Consider the following 18,218-nt stretch of genomic DNA (forward strand, 5'->3'; position numbering starts at 1 on the left):
CGTGTTCACAACAGCCAAAACACCCAATGTAAGTCTGCAAAAGCATTAGCTGAAGCAAACCTGTATTGAGTTGCCACTTGTCTACCCAACTCGATTAAATGACTATTACTGCCAACTCCCAATTGCCAAACTTATTTTCTCAAAATCTGGAAGACATAGCTAATCAAACAAATGGCTCGTCACCAGCTCTCGGTGCTGAGTTGGTGTATATGCAGGATGGGTCAGGCCGCTACCTGACATTTTATTGGCAGCGTAGTGAAGTTCTGGGATTAAACCCTGAGCAAGTAGTCAGCAGCCATGAAGAGGAAATTTTTGCTCCTGCGGATAAGGTAGCTTATTTGGAACGATTGCACCGAATTTTAACAAGTTTGGTGCCAGAAAAGTTTCAATGTTGGTTTAGCTACCAGCAAGAGTTGTATGAGTTGGAATTAGTAATTTGTCCAATCATACCGCCACTGGGAACTGCCGCCACGACAGTTGTCGTGATGGGGCGGTTATTACAGGCGACAGTAAATCAACAAGAACACAGTACCACACCCAAAGCGCCTACACCAATCGAGTTGGCTTTACGTTCGCAACAACATCAAAAACTAGTAACTAAAATTACTAGAAATATTCGGCGAACTTTGGACTTAGACATTATTTGGCAACAAACGGTAGACAGTTTGGGTAAAGCTCTCAAGCTAGAACGTTGCATTATCTGTCCTTATCAGCCCTCTAGCTCTAAAGTGCGTGTCATAGCAGAGTACCATCAGCCAGAACGCAGTTCGATGCTTGGCTTAGAAATAGATGTCGCTTCTGAGCCAGCATTTGCCCAAGCATTAGCCACTTTAGAACCTGTGGTGATGGAGGTATCAAAATATGCACTTTGTCCAAATCAGAAAGTTTTAGTGGTTGCCACCTGCTATCAAGACCAAGCCAATGGTTTGATTGCAGTGGCTGTGCGGGATGAATGTTATCCTCTCACAAATGCTGAACTGGAATTAGCGAAAGAAGTAGCCGATCAGTTAGGAACTGCGATCGCTCATGCTACTTTATATAAAGAATTAGAAGCAGCCAGACAAAAAGCTGAAGAAGCCTCGCGCCTCAAAAGTGAATTTTTAGCCAACGTTTCCCACGAAATTCGTACTCCCCTCAATGGAATGATTGGCTTTTTAAAGCTGATTCTAGAGGGGATGGCAGATGACCCAGAAGAACAGCATCAGTTTCTTTTAGAAGCCCATCAATCATCCATTCACCTGCTGAACATCATCAACGATATTTTGGATATTGCCAAAATTGAAGCAGGCAAAATGGAATTAGACTGCGCTCCTGTCAAATTAGATGAGCTATTTTGTGGTGTAGAAAGTTTTATGCGTCCCCAAGCAGAAATGAAAAACCTCAGCTTTCGGATGCAAATTCCCACAACCTGCGATGAAATTGTTGTCCAAGGAAATTATCAACGGCTACTCCAAGTCATGCTGAACTTGGTAAACAATGCCATTAAATTTACTCATGAAGGTGGTATAACCATCACATCCGAAATTGTCCAGAAAAAAGTCAAATTCCAAGAACAGCAGTTTCCCGGTATGGTTAGAGTCCGGGTAGCCGATACTGGTATTGGTGTTTCTTTAGACAAGCAAGATAAATTATTTCAATTATTTTCTCAAGTAGATGGTTCCCGCACTCGCCAATATGGCGGTACAGGTTTGGGGTTGGCAATATCCCAAAAGCTAATTGAAGCGATGGGTGGCGAAGTACATTTTTACAGCTTGGGTGAAGGACTAGGTTCAACTGTCACCTTTACCGTACCTTTGTATCATCAACCAGTAATTGTTTCTTCTAGTGAAGGTAATTTAGATTGTGCTTGTTGATACAGGTTACAGGTTACAGGTGATAGGTTACAGGTTACAGTAAAAATACTAGTCCCTTGCCTCTAGTACAGGCCTGCCTAAATAAACAAACCATAAGAAATTCCTAAAAGGCTTGCGGTATCGTTATTATTTCTTTTTCCTTTTGCCTTATTGTACTAATCCCTAGCCCCTCCTACAAATCGCGGTGAATAAACGCCTTGGCATTTGAGCCGGTGTAACTAGCGACAATGTGGCCATTACCAGTCATTTGATATTTATAAGTTACCAAGCCTTCTAAACCAACAGGGCCACGGGGAGGCATTTGTTGAGTACTAATGCCAACTTCTGCGCCAAAACCATAGCGGAAACCATCAGCAAAACGTGTGGAACAATTGTGAAACACACCAGCAGAATTTACCAAGCCAAAGAAAGATTCGGCGGTGGCGATATCTTCAGTAATAATTGCATCGGTGTGGCGAGAACCGTATTGGTTAATATGAGCGATCGCATCTTCTAAAGAGTCTACAATTTTAACTGACAAAATTAAATCGCTATATTCTGTTTCCCAATCAACTTCGGTAGCTGGGGCAATATTTGGTAATATTTCTAAGGTGCGTTGATCACCTTTTAATTCCACATGATTGGCGGCTAAAGCTGCGGCAACTTTGGGTAAAAATTCTCCGGCAATTGCTTGATGTACTAATAAAGTTTCAATGGCATTACAAGCAGCCGCATATTGAATTTTCGCATCCACAGTAATTTCTACAGCTTTGTTAATATCAGCCGCTTGATCAATATAAGCATGACAAATACCATCAGCGTGACCAAGGACAGGAATACGGGTATTTTCTTGCACAAACCGCACAAAAGAATTAGAACCTCTAGGAATAATTAAATCTACATATTTATCTAATTTCAACAGTCCTACAGTTTCTTCTCTTGTGGTGAGTAACTGCACTGCATCAGGACTGACAGCAGTTTGAGATAATCCTTGTTTAATTGCTTTGACGATGGCTTCACAAGAACGTACAGCTTCTTTACCACATTTGAGAATGACACCATTACCTGATTTAATCGCCAAAGAAACAATTTGAATGGCGGCTTCGGGACGGGCTTCAAAAATAATGCCTAACACACCCAAAGGACAAGAGATGCGCTTGAGGACTAAGCCAGTATCGAGTTCGCGGTGAATCTGGACTTTACCTATTGGATCAGCCAGTTTACCAACATCTCGGACTCCAGCGATCGCATCTCTTAATTTATGTTCATCTAACTGCAACCGTTTATACAGGGGTTTAGCAATTCCTTCCGCCGCCGCAGCTTGACAGTCCGCCAGATTTGCCTGCAATATTTCCTCTCTGGCTGATTCTAACCCTTGGGCGATCGCTGCGATCGCTTGATTTTTTGCCTCGGTGGACAGAATTGCTAACTTACTTGCAGCCGCGCGAGTTTTTTCCGCAATGCTAACTAGGGATGGTGCAACTTCAACAATGGTCATGAGAAAAAATAACTCTTAATTATGGTAGAAACATATACAGCAGAATCCAGAAGTCAGAAGCAAAATACTCTTGCTGCCTAAGTTTGAAAACTAGATTGTGTACTTCATCCACTAAAAATCTGCTGTATTTTCCATCCTATAGCAATCTGATTTCCACTGTTGCCTGTTACCTGTTACCTTTCATCTTGCCCATTGCTGCAAGATATAAGCATAAAAAGCCTCTTTATCAACTGTATCCATTGCATAAATTTTCCGCCCACCGGGAACAACCTTAGTCCGTCCTTGACTTAAGCCAGTGGTAATAATTTCCGTTTCCCACTGTCGCAGTTGATAAAATTCTGGGTGTCCTAAATAAGCCGTCGCCAACACATCCCAAAAATAATAATCTTGGGGAATTACCAGTGCATAACATTGTCCAGCTAAATCAGAGATGGGATAGTGACGTTGTTTGCCCATTTTGTACACAATATCTGATGTCACTGGGACATTGTTAGTTAAATCTAACGGACACATAATAATTTCAATTTGGGTTTGCCAAACTCGCGCGGCGGAAACTGCATCCCAGTAAACATTCCATTCCGCCGAACCATCTTGTCCGGCTTCTAAACTTTTTTCCACATTTCCACCAACATTCAACGCGCCACCCATCCAGACAATTTTTTGAATCTTGGCTTCAATATCTGGTGCTTTATCTAACGCTACTGCAACTGTCGTTAATGGCCCTGTTACCATCAGCGTTACTGGTTGGGGTGCTTCTCGTAACACCCGCACCATAAAATCTTGTCCAGGTTCGGCAACCAAAGGTGTATTAATAGTATCCTGCTGGTTGAGAATGGGGAGATGGTCAACAATAAACGAATCACGTCGATAAAGCCGAGGGAAAGGATTTATCCCGCGTACTGTACTTTCGGCAACTGAGATATGAGAAAATCCCATCAAATCAATGATTTTGCGTGTCGCACTCACGGCAGGTTGGACATAACAATCAGCAGGAGTGACGACAACACCAAGCAATTCTATATGATCCATCGTCAACAGCAGCATAGTTGCTAGATAATCATCTACACCACCATCGTGATCCATTAATACCAGTTGTTTTGACATAAAGGAGAATAAGAGAATGGATGAATTTATGCAAGCTGCGATCGCAGAAGCTAGACAAGGTAGACAAGAAGGTGGAATTCCCATCGGTTCCGTTCTCGTCAAGGATGGCGAGATTCTTGGTAGAGGACACAATAAGCGCGTCCAAGATGGCGATCCTGTTACCCATGCCGAAATTGATTGTCTCCGTAACGCTGGCAGAATTGGCAGTTACAGAGGTACCACCCTATATTCAACCTTAATGCCGTGTTATTTGTGTGCCGGGGCAGTTGTGCAGTTTGGTATCAAAAAAGTCATCGCCGGCGAATCTCGCACATTTCCTGGCGCGAAAGAATTTATGGTATCTCACGGCGTAGAAGTAATTGATTTAAATTTAGATGAATGCGAACAAATGATGAGTGACTTTATTCAAACCAACCCCGAACTCTGGAATGAAGATATTGGGAAATAGTCAATAGTAATCTCCCTTGTCCCCCTTGTCCCCCTTATCTTCCCCCACTCCCTACTCCCCACTCCCTACTCCCCTACCTTTAAGGAAAGCATCAAAAGTCAACTTATCAGGTAACGAAGTTTGTGCGCCGGATTTTGTCGCGGCTAAAGCACCTGCGGCTGCACCCCAAATCACGGCTTGATGTAAAGACATTCCCGCGTAAAGTGCAGCAGCTAAACCACCATTAAAAGCATCACCAGCCGCCACAGTATCTACAACATCAACTCTAAAAGCTGGTACAAAAAATGTTTCTTCGGCGGTGGCGCAAACTACACCTTTTGCGCCTAATTTGACGATCGCAGATTTTACACCTCTTTGCAATAATACTGTTGCGGCTTTGGTGGCTGACTCTTGGCTATCTACTTTAAAACCAACTAATTGTCCGGCTTCTACTTCATTGGGGGTGATAATATCCACCAACGGGTAAAGTTCGGCGGGTAAAGAAGATTGTGCCGGCGCAGGATCAAGAATCACGGTAATATTTGCATTACGTCCAGCTTGAGCAGCAGCCACAACCGCACTCAAGGGAATTTCTAATTGTAAAAGTAGTGCTTTGGCTGTTGGTAATAAAGGCAATAACCTCTCTACATCTGCCTGATTTACTTCTCCATTTGCACCAGGAACCACCACAATTTGATTTTGTCCAGCATCATCAACAATAATTATGGCAACACCAGAACTGACAGTTTCATCTCGGAAAATATTCTCAGTTTGTACGCCAGCAGTTTGCAAATTATCCAGCAATTCTGCACCAAAACCTTTGGTTCCCACACGTCCTACCATCTGAGTGGGAATTCCCAAACGCGCTAAGGCTACGGCTTGATTTGCCCCTTTACCGCCTGGGACTTGAAAAAAGTTTTTTCCCAATAAAGTTTCGCCGCTAGTTGGTAAATGAGCGGCGGTGGCGACTAAATCTAGATTGATACTGCCGAAAACAATAATACTCATAGTGAGTGGAATGGTGGGTGAAAAAATGAAAATATACTCGCCTTAAAACCCTATCCCTTTATGGGTAGAGCAGAAATTGAGAAATCAACTTTCATCACCTTAATTGAACCTTATTGATTGGCAGTGTGGATGAGTTGCCCTTGTTTATATGCTTGTCGGAGTGCGATCGCTTCTGCCACAATATGCTGGGCGCTTAATCCTTCTTCATCCATCATTCTTTGCAAAGTCATCCCAGTTTGTTCTGACGGTTCATGAATTGGGGGAATTTGGCAGTATCTCCCGCCGTTTTTTGTCCGTCGCCAAATACTAGGTTTTTCATTTTTATACTCAGCAGTTTTGGCTGGACGCTGCTTTTTAATTAAAGAACGCACATTTTCTTGATTAATAATGCTTAAATCTAGTAGCCGATTGATAACTTGCTCGTATTTTTTGCTGTTTTCTGCCAATTGATAAATAGTTCTCGGCTCAACTTGCGCGACATCTTGCGGCGAAAACTTCGCAAACGCTGCTGCTATTTTCAGATATCGCTTTTCTTCGCCTTGCCAACCATGTTCTAAAAGTAGCTGTTTGTAATCTCGCAAAGAAAGCTGTTTTTTTTGTTCCGCCAACCAAAAAGCATGATGCAAAATTACCTGAGTGACATCAGTTAGCCGTTGAAAAGCAATATGTTCGCGCTTAAAGCTTTTTGGGCGATTAGCTTGATGTTCATGATATTGCTCAAACTTCGATTGGGTTTGGCTTGCAACTATACCCTGTAATGGTGTCATCATAGTATTGATATCGTTTAAACTTCGCGTCGGCAAAGTATCGCTCAGAGGTCTATCACTAGAACAATTGTACTACTAAAATCTCAATAAAAAACCCCAAACATACTTAAATTTGGAGTCAAAGTGTGAAATCTTGATTGGGTAAGGTTTTTGAGCCAAAAGTTTTTTTATCAACTTTGATTGAGTGTTAACTTTTTTAACCATTCATCTGCTTCTGTGTAGAACTTAAACTTTCGTTCATCAGTGCGAAATTGACTGGTGTGAACCATACGTTTACCATTTACCCACTTTGTGCCGTGGTATTTATGCAGTAATTCGTGGTATAAAACAAACTCAGGCACAAACTTAGGGATATAAGCGTTATCCAGAGTTGTGCTAATCACTACCCTATCTCTAGCTGGCTCATAATGCCCAAACTTACGATAGGTTTTGATTTGGCTCCATACAAGCCTGGGTTTAACAAGATTCGCTGCAAAATATTCAAAATTAAGCTGATCAAACAATTCATTTAAATTATAAAAATTACCTTGAGGATTTTCGGCAATTACCTCTGCAATTAAATCTAACTCTAAGAGAACAGCAATATATTCTTCAGAACTCGCAAACCCTCTAATTAATCGAGTACTTTCTGGATTTTTACCAAAGAGAGTGCATTTCACTAATGCTTGTAAAACTTCTTCCTCAGCATTAATAAAACCTTCGTTCATCTTAAGTGCAACAACCTTACTAGACCTTTTACCTTGATATAATCCCGCTAAATTAGTAAATTCAACCATAATTTCTACAGCACTTTGTTGTTCTGTAGAGAGAATTTGTGCAATTATTTGTCGTACACGATAAGTACTGTTTAGGTGAATTTGTAGATTTTGTTCCTCAGAGAGAAACTTCAACCAAGCATAGATTTTACGAGATGAATTAGTCAGGTTTGCGGGTGTGATTTGTTTGGTAGTGCAGATATTTTCAATTGTGGAGACTGTTTGATTGATAGTTTGGGTTAATTGTTGAATTTTATTTGTATAGGAATCAGGCTGAGATGCTAAATTAAAAATATTTTGTAGAATATAGTTTTGTTGTATTTTAATATTTTTAATGCTAATATTCTCGCGTTTCAAAGCCTGCTGAAATCCGAATTTATCTGCGTTCATCTGCGTTCATCCTTTTCAATCTGCGGTTAATTATTTTTTGGTATACCTCACCAAGGGAATATATTTAACTTTTAACCGCAGATTGTTTATCACTAGCGATAATATGAATATCAATATTTTTCAATAAGCGAACTAACTTTTGAGTTAATGAACCTTTCAACAAAATTTGCCAGCGCGATCGCTGACTTTCTCCGATGACAATTTGGGTAATGCGGTATTTCTCTGCAACTTCGGCGATCGCTTGAGCAATGTTACCATTGGTAACGCGAAGAAAAGTACCTGTAAATTCTTGACACAGCTTTTCACAGTTGTGAATGTGTAAACTTTCTTCTTTATTTAAAAAACGCTCAGGATCAGCAACAAACACAACATACAGTGGTGCATTCATATAATTAGCCAGTCTTGCACCACGGCGCAATAATTGTAATGAATTTGGGTAAGTAGATACACAGACTAAAACCCTCTCATGGATGTTACAAAATTGCCCATTAGGACTAGAGGCGATCGCATCTTCTTCGATGTTGTCGGCTACCTCTCGCAAAGCCAATTCTCGTAAAGCAATTAAATTCCGGCGTTGAAAAAAGTTATCTAAAGATTGTTGGATTTTTGACTGCTCGTAAATTTTCCCTTCCAATAATCGCTCTTGCAGAGTTTCTGGTGTCACATCGACTACCACCACTTCGTCTGCTGCTTCTAAAATCCTATCGGGGACTCGTTCTCGTACCACCACACCCGTAATTCTTGCTACCAAATCATTGAGACTTTCTAAATGCTGCACATTCATCGTAGAGTAAACATCAATACCCGCAGCTAAAATCACTTCCACATCTTGGTAGCGTTTCTCCCGTGGGGAACCAGGGACATTTGTATGAGCCAGTTCATCAACTAAAACCAATTGGGATTTAGACGTATAAGAGCTAGTTCCTAAACATCGCTGTAAAATCGCCTCGGTATCCATTTCCGTCAGCGTCAACCCACCTCTAGCAATTTGCTGACGCGGAATAATTTCTAATCCTGCGGCTTTTTCTGCTGTTTCTTTGCGTCCGTGGGTTTCTAACAGTCCAATAACTACATCTATTCCTTCTTGTTTGAGTGCATTTCCTTCCTCTAACATTCGATAAGTTTTACCCACGCCGGGAGCCATCCCAATAAAGATTTTATGTTTGCCTCGACGCGCTGGGTAAGAAGAATTGATAGCTACACCTGAATTAGTTTGGTCTAACATAAGAATGCTATGTGAAGATGCGATCGCTCTCATCCATTCAAGAGAGCTACCCTAGAATTACTGTACAATCTCCAGAGGATTTGCTGAAATGAGTAAATTGATGTTACCAAATCTTCAGGGTAGGCAAATGGGGCAAGTTATAGTTACCCTCACCGTGACAAATCGTATTGATCGAGTTTTAGCCCAGCGAGGCTTTATTCCAGAAGCAGAAGTTCGCTCCTGTGAATTAGAAAATGTTTTGGTTGACACAGGTGCAACTTTACTTTGTTTACCCGCTAATATTATTAGTCAATTAGGTTTAGTTCCAGGTGGAGAAGCCCAGGTAGAAACTACTGCTGGAGTACAACAAGGACGAATATTTCGAGACGTGGAAGTAAGTATTGGAGAACGCCAAGGGACATTTGATTGTTTGGAACTCACAGAAGTATCTTATGCTCTTTTAGGTGTTACGCCTATGGAAGTTTTAGGATTAGAACCAGACTTAAGAAATCGTAAGTTGCGGGTTTTACCAATGAATTCTGAGCAAACTTACCTGAGTGTATTGTAGGCGATCGCTCTGCTCAAGCCTTTTGTAAAGAAGTACAATTTTTCATTGATTTAACTTGCGATTAATATCTTGCAAATCAAGAGCATAATTCAAGCGGAGAATATTAATTCCTGGTTCGCCGAAAATCCATAAAAATCTGCCATCAGTAAACTTATTTAGTAAAGGTATGATGTCATCTTCTTTGATACCACGGGCATTAGCTACTCTTGGTAGTTGTTCTCTGGCGGCTTTGAGGGAAATATGTGGATCTATACCTGAACCAGAGGTATAAATTAAATCTTCACTTGGTTGAATACTTTGTTCTTGATATTGAGTAGCTTGTTCAGTTACGCGGTTGAGCAACTCTGGATTACTGGGAGCGAGATTACTACCACCAGAGATACCATTGGGTTTTGCCTTTCTGCCTTGACTATATCTGACGGCGCTGGGACGACCTTGAAAATAGCGATCGTCTGTAAATATCTGACCAATTAAAGTTGAGCCAATGGGCTTATCATCTATATTTAACACGATGCTGCCATTAGCTTGAAACGGAAATAAACCTTGACCGATAATTAAGATTGCTAAAGGATAAATTAATGCTGTTAGCAACCATAATATCAGCGTCATACGCATTGCTCTGATAGCTTCTCGAATAATTACCATAACAATTGTTAAGTGTTGAGGATTAAATTTTTAAAAGCGTTCTGGCTGAAAAAACACCACAAATAAGTAAATAATCAGCCCTAAAAGAATGGCAGATAAAACACCATACGCCCAAGTAAATTGAATTTGTAAGGTGTTATTACTAGCTGCATAAACTACACGAGAAAGTCCTAAATTAATTCCAATTACAATCAGAATGCCGATAAAAAATTTTTGTTTACGCCATTGTCGCCTTAAATCCATAAACTCTTTATTCATACTTATCTGCTAATTTCCCTCACTAACAGGGTAAAAATTCAAAATTGGTCAATAGCAAAGTGTTGAGTGCTGAGTGCTGAGTAGTAAATATAAATTAAGCTTTTTGAGAATTTTTGCGTAAGTCCTGAAAAATTTCATACTTCATACTTCACACTTCATACTTCCTTCTATGCCAAGCCGACTGCGGTAATCAACAAATCTATAATTTTAATGGCAATAAATGGTGCAATTAACCCACCTAAGCCATAAATTAAAATATTACGTTTTAATAATTGATTCGCTGTCAACGGGCGGAATTTTACGCCTTTTAAAGCCAAGGGAATTAATGCCGGAATAATCAACGCATTATAAATTAATGCCGATAGCACAGCCGAATTAGTACTAGTTAAATTCATAATATTGAGACTTTGCAGATTAGCGGCTGCAAAAATTACCGGGATAATTGCAAAATACTTAGCAATATCATTAGCAATTGAAAATGTGGTTAATGCCCCACGGGTAATCAGCAATTGTTTACCAATACTGATAATATCGATGAGTTTGGTGGGATCAGAGTCCAAATCTACCATGTTGGCGGCTTCTTTAGCTGCTTGTGTACCTGTATTCATAGCGACACCCACATTTGCCTGTGCTAAGGCGGGAGCGTCGTTACTTCCGTCGCCTGTCATGGCTACTAATTTGCCTTCGGCTTGTTCTTTTTGAATGACGCTGATTTTATCTTCTGGGGTGGCTTCAGCAATAAAATCATCGACACCAGCTTCTTGGGCAATTACAGATGCAGTAATATGGTTGTCTCCGGTGAGCATGATAGTATACACACCCATCCGGCGTATCTGGGCAAAACGCTCACGAATACCGGGTTTAACAATATCTTTGAGATAGATGACACCGTAAATTTCTTGATCTAAGCAAACTGCTAGGGGTGTACCTCCTTGTTGGGAGATTCGCTGGTATGCAGTATCTAATTCTGGAGTATCTCGACCGTTGCGCGATCGCACAAATCCTTGAATTGCTCCGACTGCACCTTTGCGGACTTCTCGTCCATTGGCTAAATTTGTACCACTCATCCGGGTTTTAGCAGAAAATTCTACGGCACTGGCGCGACTGGGATCAAAATCTAGTCTTGCGCCTAATCTCTCTGCCAGCCTGACAATCGATTTACCTTCTGGTGTATCGTCAAAGATGCTGGCAATTAAGGCAATATAAGCCACTTCCTGCATAGAATGACCGTTAATCGGAATAAATTCTTCCGCTAAACGATTACCCAGGGTAATTGTGCCGGTTTTATCTAAAACTAACGTATTAACATCACCACAGGCTTCCACTGCTCGTCCAGAGGTAGCAATCACATTATATTGGGCGACTCGATCCATACCTGCAATCCCAATGGCGCTGAGTAAACCACCGATGGTTGTGGGGATCAAGGCGACTAATAAAGCAATTAAAACAGGGATGCTAATTGGACTTTGAACGTAGTAGGCAAAGGCTGGCAAGGTGGCCACAACAAACAGGAATATTAAGCTTAATACGGACAGTAATACTGTTAAAGCAACTTCGTTGGGTGTTTTGCTGCGTTCTGCACCTTCGACTAATGTAATCATCCGATCAATAAAACCTTTACCGGGATCAGCTGTGACGCGGATGATTAATTCGTCAGAGATGATGCGTGTGCCACCTGTCACGGAACTCGCTACGTCTGAACCTGATTCTTTGAGGACTGGTGCAGATTCGCCGGTAATGGCTGATTCATCCACCGAGGCGACACCCATAATTACTTCCCCATCGGCGGGGATGATATCACCAGCCACAATATATACATTGTCACCTTGTCTGAGGCTAGTGGAAGGAACTTCGGAGATTGAACCATCAGAGGCGAGTTTTTTGGCGATGGTTTCTGATTGGGTCGATCGCAAGGCATCGGCTTGGGCTTTACCACGTCCTTCGGCGACAGCTTCAGCAAAATTAGCAAACCACACTGTAAAAAACAAAATTCCGGTGAGGATACCGTTAAACAGTTGAGGATTTCGCTGTTGGGTGGGGCCGAATAAGTTGGGATCAATCGTTACAGCCAAGGTAATCAGCGTACCAATCCACACCACAAACATCACCGGATTTTTAATGGCGGCGATGGGATTGAGCTTGATAAAAGCATCCTTGATGGCTCTCAAATAAATTCCTTTGTTATCGATTCTGGCCTTTTTCCGCGCCTGACGGCGATCGCTCGGACGCAGTTTTGTGTTTTTTGATTTCTGGGTAGGTGCCACTTGGTTCATATAGTTGAGTGGTGCAAGGGGATGCGGGGGGGCAGGGGGGCAGGGGGGGGGGGGGCAAGCTTTCAAGGGCAGGCTTTTTTTATTAGACAAATTTTTGGGCTTTTAAAACCAAAATTATTGTCTGAACAGTTAAAACTACGTTTCATAATTGAGAATATTCTCAACTATTTATCGAAGGTTTAAAAACCTGCCCTTGAAAGGGGGGGGCAAGGGGGATAAGGGGGACAAGGGAGACAAGGGAGACAAGGGAGTAATTTTCTATTTCTACCTTGTCTACCCCCTCTACCTTGTCTACCCCCACTCCCCACTCCCCACTCCCCACTCCCCACTCCCCACCCCTAACTGCCAGATGCTAGTTTAAATCCTTCGGCGATGGGGCCTAGGGCTAAAACGGGGAAAAATGTCAAGACTCCTAAAATCAGTACTATACCAGCAGTCACTGTGGTGAAGAGTAGGGAATCGGTTTTGAGGGTTCCTGGTGTTTCTGGTGTGGTTGGTTTGCGTGACATATTATCAGCTAACAGTAAGATGGCAATCATCGGGATGTAGCGTCCTGCCAACATACTCAAACTGGTGCTGAAGTTCCACCACAGGGTATTATCGGCGAGTTTTTCTAAGCCAGAACCGTTATTGGCGGCGGCTGAAGCATATTCATAAACAACTTGGGAAATTCCATGAAAGCCTGGGTTAGTAATGCCAGACAAAGAAAAGGGATAAGCTAAGGCGATCGCACTGGGAATTAAAATCACAATGGGGTGAATCAACAGCACAACACTGGCGAGGACAATTTCGCGCTTTTCGATTTTGCGTCCTAAAAATTCTGGTGTGCGTCCCACCATTAACCCCGTTAAGAACACGGTGAGAATTAAGTAAATCAGCAGGTAGGCGATCCCTGTACCCTGTCCTCCCCAAATAATCTGCACAAATAAATTAAATAATGTCGCAAATAATCCTTGGGGCATTAAAGAATCTAGCATTCCATTGACTGCGCCTGTCATGGTGGCGGTGGTTGTCACAGCCCACAATGCTGTCTGTACAACTCCAATTCGGACTTCTTTACCTTCTAAATTCGGTAGTTCTGCTACTAAGTTGGCATTCACAAGGGGATTTCCTTGTAGTTCGCCACTGACTGTCACCCACACTAAAATTACGAAGGCGGTAAACACCATCCAAAACAACAGCCAAGCTTGTTTGAAGTTTTTCGCAAAGATCCCGTAGGTGAATATCAATGCTGCGGGAATGGCAATCATAGCGATGAGTTCAATTAAGTTAGATGCGCCATTGGGGTTTTCAAAGGGATGGGCAGAATTCGCCGCAAAGAAACCACCGCCATTCTCACCCAGCATCTTAATCATCTCAAAGGAAGCAACAGGGCCTCTGGCGATATATTGTGTGCTGCCTTCTAGAGTTTCCACAATTAATGGTTTATCTAGGGTTTGCGGTACACCCAAGAAAACAAGGGCGATCGCCCCAACTAGGGAAATCGGTAGTAATATCCTGGTAATGCCACGAGTCAGGTCAACATAAAAGTTACCCAATTTTTTGCTAGTCAACCCGCGAATAAAAGCGATCCCCACCGCCAACCCTGTACCAGCCGAAGTGAACATCAAAAAGCCTAATGCCGCGACTTGGCTGAAGTAACTGAGAGTAGTTTCGGGGATATAGTGCTGCTGGTCTGTGTTGGTAACAAAAGAAATCACCGTGTGCAGTAATGTATGCCAACGAGGCGCGTAAAATCCATTGGGATTCCAAGGTAAAAATCTTTGAGTATGTATCAACCCAAAAACTAAAATCCCCATGACTAGATTGCTAGACAGAATCGCTCGGATATACTGCCAGCCCGTCATATCATCTTTTCTATTAACACCTGCAACTAGATAAATGCTGTGTTCTATCGGGTTCATCAGGGGATCAAGGATTGTTCTTTGTCCCAGGAACACACGCGCTATATATCGTCCCAAAATAGGTGCGATCGCTATGACAATACACAGCGTCAAGCCGATTTGTAAAAAACCTTGTCCCATTTATTTTGCGCTCAGTTTAACTTAATACTCGAAAGCTAATTATTTTAGATATATTGCGGATTTTCACTTGAAGTATATAATCTATACCTCCAGATAGAGAAATAGACTGCGTTACTTCTAAACTCTGAATTCTGCTATAAGAGTGAACTATTTGACGGTGAGATTGTGAGCAAGTTGGCAATATTTTATTGAGTCTCAATACATCTATCTAGATTTACTCTGTTCATTCACTACAATTTTTTAGTTACTTTTTAAAGTTTCTGTCAAGAGTATTTAAAATTTAATCTGAGTGACTGATTAAGGTAGTGTATACGCCGTATTTATGTAATTGCACTAGTCAAAAAGTAGTTTAATATACTGGGTTTAATTTTATGGAGAATGTAGAGCCATTAACATAATAAGAACTAACGCAAGAACCCTCTCAAATTTTGACTTGAAAGTGCTGAGTCTCCCCCTGCTCCCCCCCCCCTGCCCCCCTGCCTCCTGCCCCCTCCCTCCTCCCACATAACAGTATTCAGTCTCAGCGTCCGTTCTTCAACTACTACAATAAGGAAATATATCCGAATATTTTGACTTATTTGCTTTATGTCAGTTTTAGCAGCGATCGCAGTCTTGGCTGTTTTAATTTTGGTACATGAACTGGGACACTTTGTAGCAGCGCGGTCTCAAGGCATTTATGCTAACCGCTTTTCCTTGGGGTTTGGGCCGATTTTGTGGAAATACCAAGGAACAGAAACCGAATATGCTATACGTGCTTTTCCCTTGGGTGGCTTTGTTGGTTTTCCCGATGATGACCCAGATAGTGACATTCCACCCAACGACCCGAATCTGCTGCGTAACCGTCCAATTTTAGACCGGGCGATCGTGATCAGTGCGGGAGTCATCGCAAATTTAATCTTTGCCTATTTAGTTCTAGTACTGCAATTGGGCATTGTCGGCATCCCCGAAAAGTTTAATTATCAACCCGGCGTAATTGTTCAACCAGTTAATGAACAATCCATTGCCTATCAAGCCGGAATTAGAGAAGGTGACATAGTTTTAGCCATAAACGGTCAAGAACTTCCAGCTTCTGAAAAATCCACCGCCATCTTGACCAAAGAAATTCAAACCCATCCCAACCAGGAAATTTCCCTCAAAGTTCAGCAGAAAGATAAACAAGTTTCCCTAAAATTAACCCCCACACTAGGCGCTGATGGTAAAGGCTTGGTTGGCATTCAATTAGGGCCAAATGGTAAGCCTGTTTTTCGTCGCCCTAGCAATCCTTTTGAGATTTTTGGCATTGCTGCTAACCGCTTCCAACAATTATTTGTCGGCACACTTAATGGTTTTGGACAATTAATTACTAACTTCAAACAAACCATTGGACAAGTTTCTGGCCCAGTTAATATCGTCAAAGTTGGTGCAAAATTAGCCGCAGATGATAGCACAAACTTGTTATCTTTTGCTGCAATTATCAGCATTAACTTAGCCATTATCAATATCTTGCCCCTCCCTGCATTAGATGGCGGACAACTAGCTTTCCTATTAATTGAAGGTTTACGCGGTAAACCCTTACCTAACCGTATTCAAGAAGGTGTCATGCAAACTGGCTTAGTCCTACTTTTGGGTTTAGGTATTTTCTTAATTGTCAAAGAAACCATCCAGTTAACTACTCAGTAGTCATGGCACAAAATTAAAGCACTCAGACTCAAGTCTGAGGCTCATCAAACCAAGCCTGCCTGTGCAGGCTAATTTATTTTTTACTTACTAATCTTTAAGTAAATAGGCAATGATTTTTTTAGGTGTTGCTGATGAGTTGGATAATTTTTATCTCACGCAGAGACGCATACTTCTCCTTCGGAGACGCTAACGCGAACGACTTCGCTCAGTAACCAGAGGCGCGGAGAATAAGAGTTTGAGAGATTGAATTTTTAATTTTAATCCTCATATTCAGCAATGCCTTTTTTACTTTTGCCTTTTTACTTTTGCCTTTTTTTATGACCACCCGTAAATCTCCCTCAAAAAAACAACGAGCGTTAGAAATTCTCCAACGCCTCAAACATTTATATCCAGATGCTACTTGTTCATTAAACTACTCAACACCTGTACAACTACTCGTTGCAACCATTCTTTCCGCACAATGTACAGATGAGCGCGTCAATAAAGTGACACCAGCTTTATTTGGTCGCTTTCCCGATGCAGCCAGTTTAGCCAATGCTGATTTAGAAGAATTAGAAAACTTGGTGCGTTCTACAGGGTTTTATCGCAATAAAGCTAAAAATATTCAAGCCGCCTGTCGGATGATTGTGACGGAATTTGATTCAGTTGTGCCTAATCAAATGGAGCAATTATTAAAATTGCCTGGTGTGGCGAGAAAAACAGCAAATGTAGTTTTAGCTCACGCTTATGGGATCAATGCTGGAGTCACTGTAGATACTCACGTTAAGCGCCTCAGTCAACGCTTGGGTTTAACTAAACATGCTGAACCCATTAAAATTGAACAAGATTTAATGAAGTTATTACCCCAACCAGATTGGGAAAATTGGTCAATTAGGCTGATTTATCATGGTCGCGCTGTTTGTAAAGCCCGTTCTCCCGCTTGTTCAGCTTGTGAGTTGGCTGATTTATGTCCGACATCTGACAAATAATTTGGATAAGTACTGAAAAACTGATATCTTAATGCTCAAGAGAAGGAAAAATGATTCAAGCCCAACGCAAACTAGTCACATTTGCAGAATTTACTCAATGTAAACCAGAAGATGGGCGTTATGAATTGCATGATGGAGTCATCATTAAAATGCCGCAGCCATTGGGAGGACATGAAGAAGTTATAGGCTTTTTAGTGACTAAGTTAGTGGTGGAGTATGAACGCTTACAACTGCCATACTTTATACCGAAAACAGCACTAGTAAAACCACCAGAAAATGAATCTGCTTACTCAGCAGATATACTATTGCTGAATCGGCAAAACTTAATCAATGAACCTCTTTGGCAAAAGCAATCTACTGTGGTCTACGGAGCCTCAGTGCCTTTAATTGTTGAGGTCGTTAGTACGAATTGGCGGGATGATTACTTTAAGAAACGTGGCGAGTACGAAGCAATAGGAATACAAGAATACTGGCTTGTTGATTACGCTGCTTTGGGTGGTAGAGAATTTATTGGGAAACCGAAACAAGCCACTATTTTGATTTTCTCGTTAGATGAAGGCGAGTATCAAGTTAAAAAGTTTCAAGGGGATGATTTGATTCAGTCACCAACCTTCCCAGAACTGATTTTAACCGCCCAACAGATTTTTCAAGCAGGTAACATAACGCCATAGCTCTCTGCATTTGATCGCCGAGCGAAGTCGAGGCGCTACTTGCCGATATGTATCATTTTGAACGTGAAATGGTATGACAGTCCTCGTCAAACCCTTGTACTGTTACCTATTCCTTTTTCCCTGTTCCCTTTAATATCAAAACTATCCCTAGAATTGATTCGGACACT

General features: G+C 41.6%; 16 protein-coding genes. 6 read left to right on the top strand and 10 right to left on the bottom strand.

From position 1 onward, the window contains the following. The first annotated feature begins 98 nt into the window (after positions 1-98). Positions 99-1,853 (top strand): ATP-binding protein, encoded by a 1,755-nt coding sequence (locus H6G28_RS07645; RefSeq protein WP_190670040.1) that lies wholly within the window; start codon positions 99-101, stop codon positions 1,851-1,853. A gap of 172 nt (positions 1,854-2,025) precedes the next feature. Here the strand turns inward: H6G28_RS07645 and H6G28_RS07650 are convergent, their stop codons facing one another. Both H6G28_RS07650 and H6G28_RS07655 read right to left on the bottom strand, forming a co-directional pair. Next, positions 2,026-3,330 carry a glutamate-5-semialdehyde dehydrogenase gene (locus tag H6G28_RS07650; protein WP_190592165.1) on the bottom strand — a complete coding sequence of 435 codons (1,305 nt, stop codon included), beginning with the start codon at positions 3,328-3,330 and terminating at the stop codon, positions 2,026-2,028. A gap of 180 nt (positions 3,331-3,510) precedes the next feature. Beyond that, on the bottom strand, positions 3,511-4,434 hold the full coding sequence (locus H6G28_RS07655; protein WP_190670042.1) for a nucleoside hydrolase: 924 nt from the start codon (positions 4,432-4,434) through the stop codon (positions 3,511-3,513). A gap of 16 nt (positions 4,435-4,450) precedes the next feature. Between H6G28_RS07655 and H6G28_RS07660 the strand changes: the two genes are divergently transcribed. Beyond that, on the top strand, positions 4,451-4,882 hold the full coding sequence (locus tag H6G28_RS07660; RefSeq protein WP_190592167.1) for a nucleoside deaminase: 432 nt from the start codon (positions 4,451-4,453) through the stop codon (positions 4,880-4,882). Positions 4,883-4,933: 51 nt separating this feature from the next. On the opposite strand, the gene rbsK is transcribed toward H6G28_RS07660, so the two are convergent. From rbsK to H6G28_RS07680, 4 genes are all read right to left on the bottom strand, one after another. Further along, entirely contained in the window at positions 4,934-5,869 is a 936-nt protein-coding gene (rbsK, locus tag H6G28_RS07665; RefSeq protein ID WP_190670044.1) for a ribokinase, read from the bottom strand. Between the two features lie 110 nt (positions 5,870-5,979). Next, positions 5,980-6,639: an Alr2735 family protein gene (locus H6G28_RS07670; protein WP_190670046.1), complete on the bottom strand. Its 660-nt coding sequence runs from the start codon at positions 6,637-6,639 to the stop codon at positions 5,980-5,982. A gap of 167 nt (positions 6,640-6,806) precedes the next feature. Continuing rightward, entirely contained in the window at positions 6,807-7,781 is a 975-nt protein-coding gene (locus H6G28_RS07675; protein WP_242054480.1) for a M48 family peptidase, read from the bottom strand. A 64-nt stretch (positions 7,782-7,845) separates the two neighbouring features. Continuing rightward, positions 7,846-9,006, bottom strand: coding sequence for a universal stress protein (locus tag H6G28_RS07680; protein WP_190592200.1), 1,161 nt, complete (start codon positions 9,004-9,006; stop codon positions 7,846-7,848). A gap of 88 nt (positions 9,007-9,094) precedes the next feature. Here H6G28_RS07680 and H6G28_RS07685 point away from each other — a divergent pair, with 88 nt between their 5' ends. After that, positions 9,095-9,553: a retroviral-like aspartic protease family protein gene (locus H6G28_RS07685; RefSeq protein WP_190670048.1), complete on the top strand. Its 459-nt coding sequence runs from the start codon at positions 9,095-9,097 to the stop codon at positions 9,551-9,553. Positions 9,554-9,595: 42 nt separating this feature from the next. Here the strand turns inward: H6G28_RS07685 and kdpC are convergent, their stop codons facing one another. The 4 genes from kdpC to kdpA all read right to left on the bottom strand — a co-directional run bounded on the left by kdpC (position 9,596) and on the right by kdpA (position 14,753). Then, positions 9,596-10,198 carry a K(+)-transporting ATPase subunit C gene (kdpC, locus tag H6G28_RS07690; protein ID WP_190591876.1) on the bottom strand — a complete coding sequence of 201 codons (603 nt, stop codon included), beginning with the start codon at positions 10,196-10,198 and terminating at the stop codon, positions 9,596-9,598. 30 nt (positions 10,199-10,228) lie between these two features. Continuing rightward, on the bottom strand, positions 10,229-10,456 hold the full coding sequence (locus H6G28_RS07695) for a potassium-transporting ATPase subunit F (protein WP_190591877.1): 228 nt from the start codon (positions 10,454-10,456) through the stop codon (positions 10,229-10,231). A 167-nt stretch (positions 10,457-10,623) separates the two neighbouring features. Then, complete coding sequence (gene kdpB, locus H6G28_RS07700) at positions 10,624-12,729, bottom strand: potassium-transporting ATPase subunit KdpB (protein ID WP_190670050.1); 2,106 nt, start codon at positions 12,727-12,729, stop codon at positions 10,624-10,626. Between the two features lie 338 nt (positions 12,730-13,067). After that, a complete protein-coding gene (gene kdpA, locus H6G28_RS07705) occupies positions 13,068-14,753 on the bottom strand; it encodes a potassium-transporting ATPase subunit KdpA (RefSeq protein ID WP_190592196.1) in 1,686 nt (561 codons plus the stop codon). A 585-nt stretch (positions 14,754-15,338) separates the two neighbouring features. Here kdpA and rseP point away from each other — a divergent pair. The 3 genes from rseP (at position 15,339) to H6G28_RS07720 (ending at position 18,051) form a co-directional block, all read left to right on the top strand. Further along, positions 15,339-16,412 carry an RIP metalloprotease RseP gene (gene rseP, locus H6G28_RS07710; RefSeq protein WP_190592195.1) on the top strand — a complete coding sequence of 358 codons (1,074 nt, stop codon included), beginning with the start codon at positions 15,339-15,341 and terminating at the stop codon, positions 16,410-16,412. Between the two features lie 317 nt (positions 16,413-16,729). Beyond that, positions 16,730-17,380 carry an endonuclease III gene (gene nth / locus H6G28_RS07715; protein ID WP_190670052.1) on the top strand — a complete coding sequence of 217 codons (651 nt, stop codon included), beginning with the start codon at positions 16,730-16,732 and terminating at the stop codon, positions 17,378-17,380. Positions 17,381-17,430: 50 nt separating this feature from the next. Next, complete coding sequence (locus H6G28_RS07720; RefSeq protein WP_190670053.1) at positions 17,431-18,051, top strand: Uma2 family endonuclease; 621 nt, start codon at positions 17,431-17,433, stop codon at positions 18,049-18,051. Positions 18,052-18,218: the final 167 nt, after the last annotated feature.

It is taken from the genome of Nostoc sp. FACHB-190, from assembly GCF_014696905.1.
Lineage (GTDB): Bacteria > Cyanobacteriota > Cyanobacteriia > Cyanobacteriales > Nostocaceae > Nostoc_B.

Excerpts from the sequence above, each read along its gene's own strand:
- H6G28_RS07645 (WP_190670040.1), top strand. The coding sequence starts at position 99 with ATGACTATTACTGCCAACTCCCAATTGCCAAACTTATTTTCTCAAAAT.
- H6G28_RS07650 (WP_190592165.1), bottom strand. The coding sequence starts at position 3,330 with ATGACCATTGTTGAAGTTGCACCATCCCTAGTTAGCATTGCGGAAAAA.
- H6G28_RS07655 (WP_190670042.1), bottom strand. The coding sequence starts at position 4,434 with ATGTCAAAACAACTGGTATTAATGGATCACGATGGTGGTGTAGATGAT.
- H6G28_RS07660 (WP_190592167.1), top strand. The coding sequence starts at position 4,451 with ATGGATGAATTTATGCAAGCTGCGATCGCAGAAGCTAGACAAGGTAGA.
- rbsK (WP_190670044.1), bottom strand. The coding sequence starts at position 5,869 with ATGAGTATTATTGTTTTCGGCAGTATCAATCTAGATTTAGTCGCCACC.
- H6G28_RS07670 (WP_190670046.1), bottom strand. The coding sequence starts at position 6,639 with ATGATGACACCATTACAGGGTATAGTTGCAAGCCAAACCCAATCGAAG.
- H6G28_RS07675 (WP_242054480.1), bottom strand. The coding sequence starts at position 7,781 with ATGAACGCAGATAAATTCGGATTTCAGCAGGCTTTGAAACGCGAGAAT.
- H6G28_RS07680 (WP_190592200.1), bottom strand. The coding sequence starts at position 9,006 with ATGTTAGACCAAACTAATTCAGGTGTAGCTATCAATTCTTCTTACCCA.
- H6G28_RS07685 (WP_190670048.1), top strand. The coding sequence starts at position 9,095 with ATGAGTAAATTGATGTTACCAAATCTTCAGGGTAGGCAAATGGGGCAA.
- kdpC (WP_190591876.1), bottom strand. The coding sequence starts at position 10,198 with ATGGTAATTATTCGAGAAGCTATCAGAGCAATGCGTATGACGCTGATA.
- H6G28_RS07695 (WP_190591877.1), bottom strand. The coding sequence starts at position 10,456 with ATGAATAAAGAGTTTATGGATTTAAGGCGACAATGGCGTAAACAAAAA.
- kdpB (WP_190670050.1), bottom strand. The coding sequence starts at position 12,729 with ATGAACCAAGTGGCACCTACCCAGAAATCAAAAAACACAAAACTGCGT.
- kdpA (WP_190592196.1), bottom strand. The coding sequence starts at position 14,753 with ATGGGACAAGGTTTTTTACAAATCGGCTTGACGCTGTGTATTGTCATA.
- rseP (WP_190592195.1), top strand. The coding sequence starts at position 15,339 with ATGTCAGTTTTAGCAGCGATCGCAGTCTTGGCTGTTTTAATTTTGGTA.
- nth (WP_190670052.1), top strand. The coding sequence starts at position 16,730 with ATGACCACCCGTAAATCTCCCTCAAAAAAACAACGAGCGTTAGAAATT.
- H6G28_RS07720 (WP_190670053.1), top strand. The coding sequence starts at position 17,431 with ATGATTCAAGCCCAACGCAAACTAGTCACATTTGCAGAATTTACTCAA.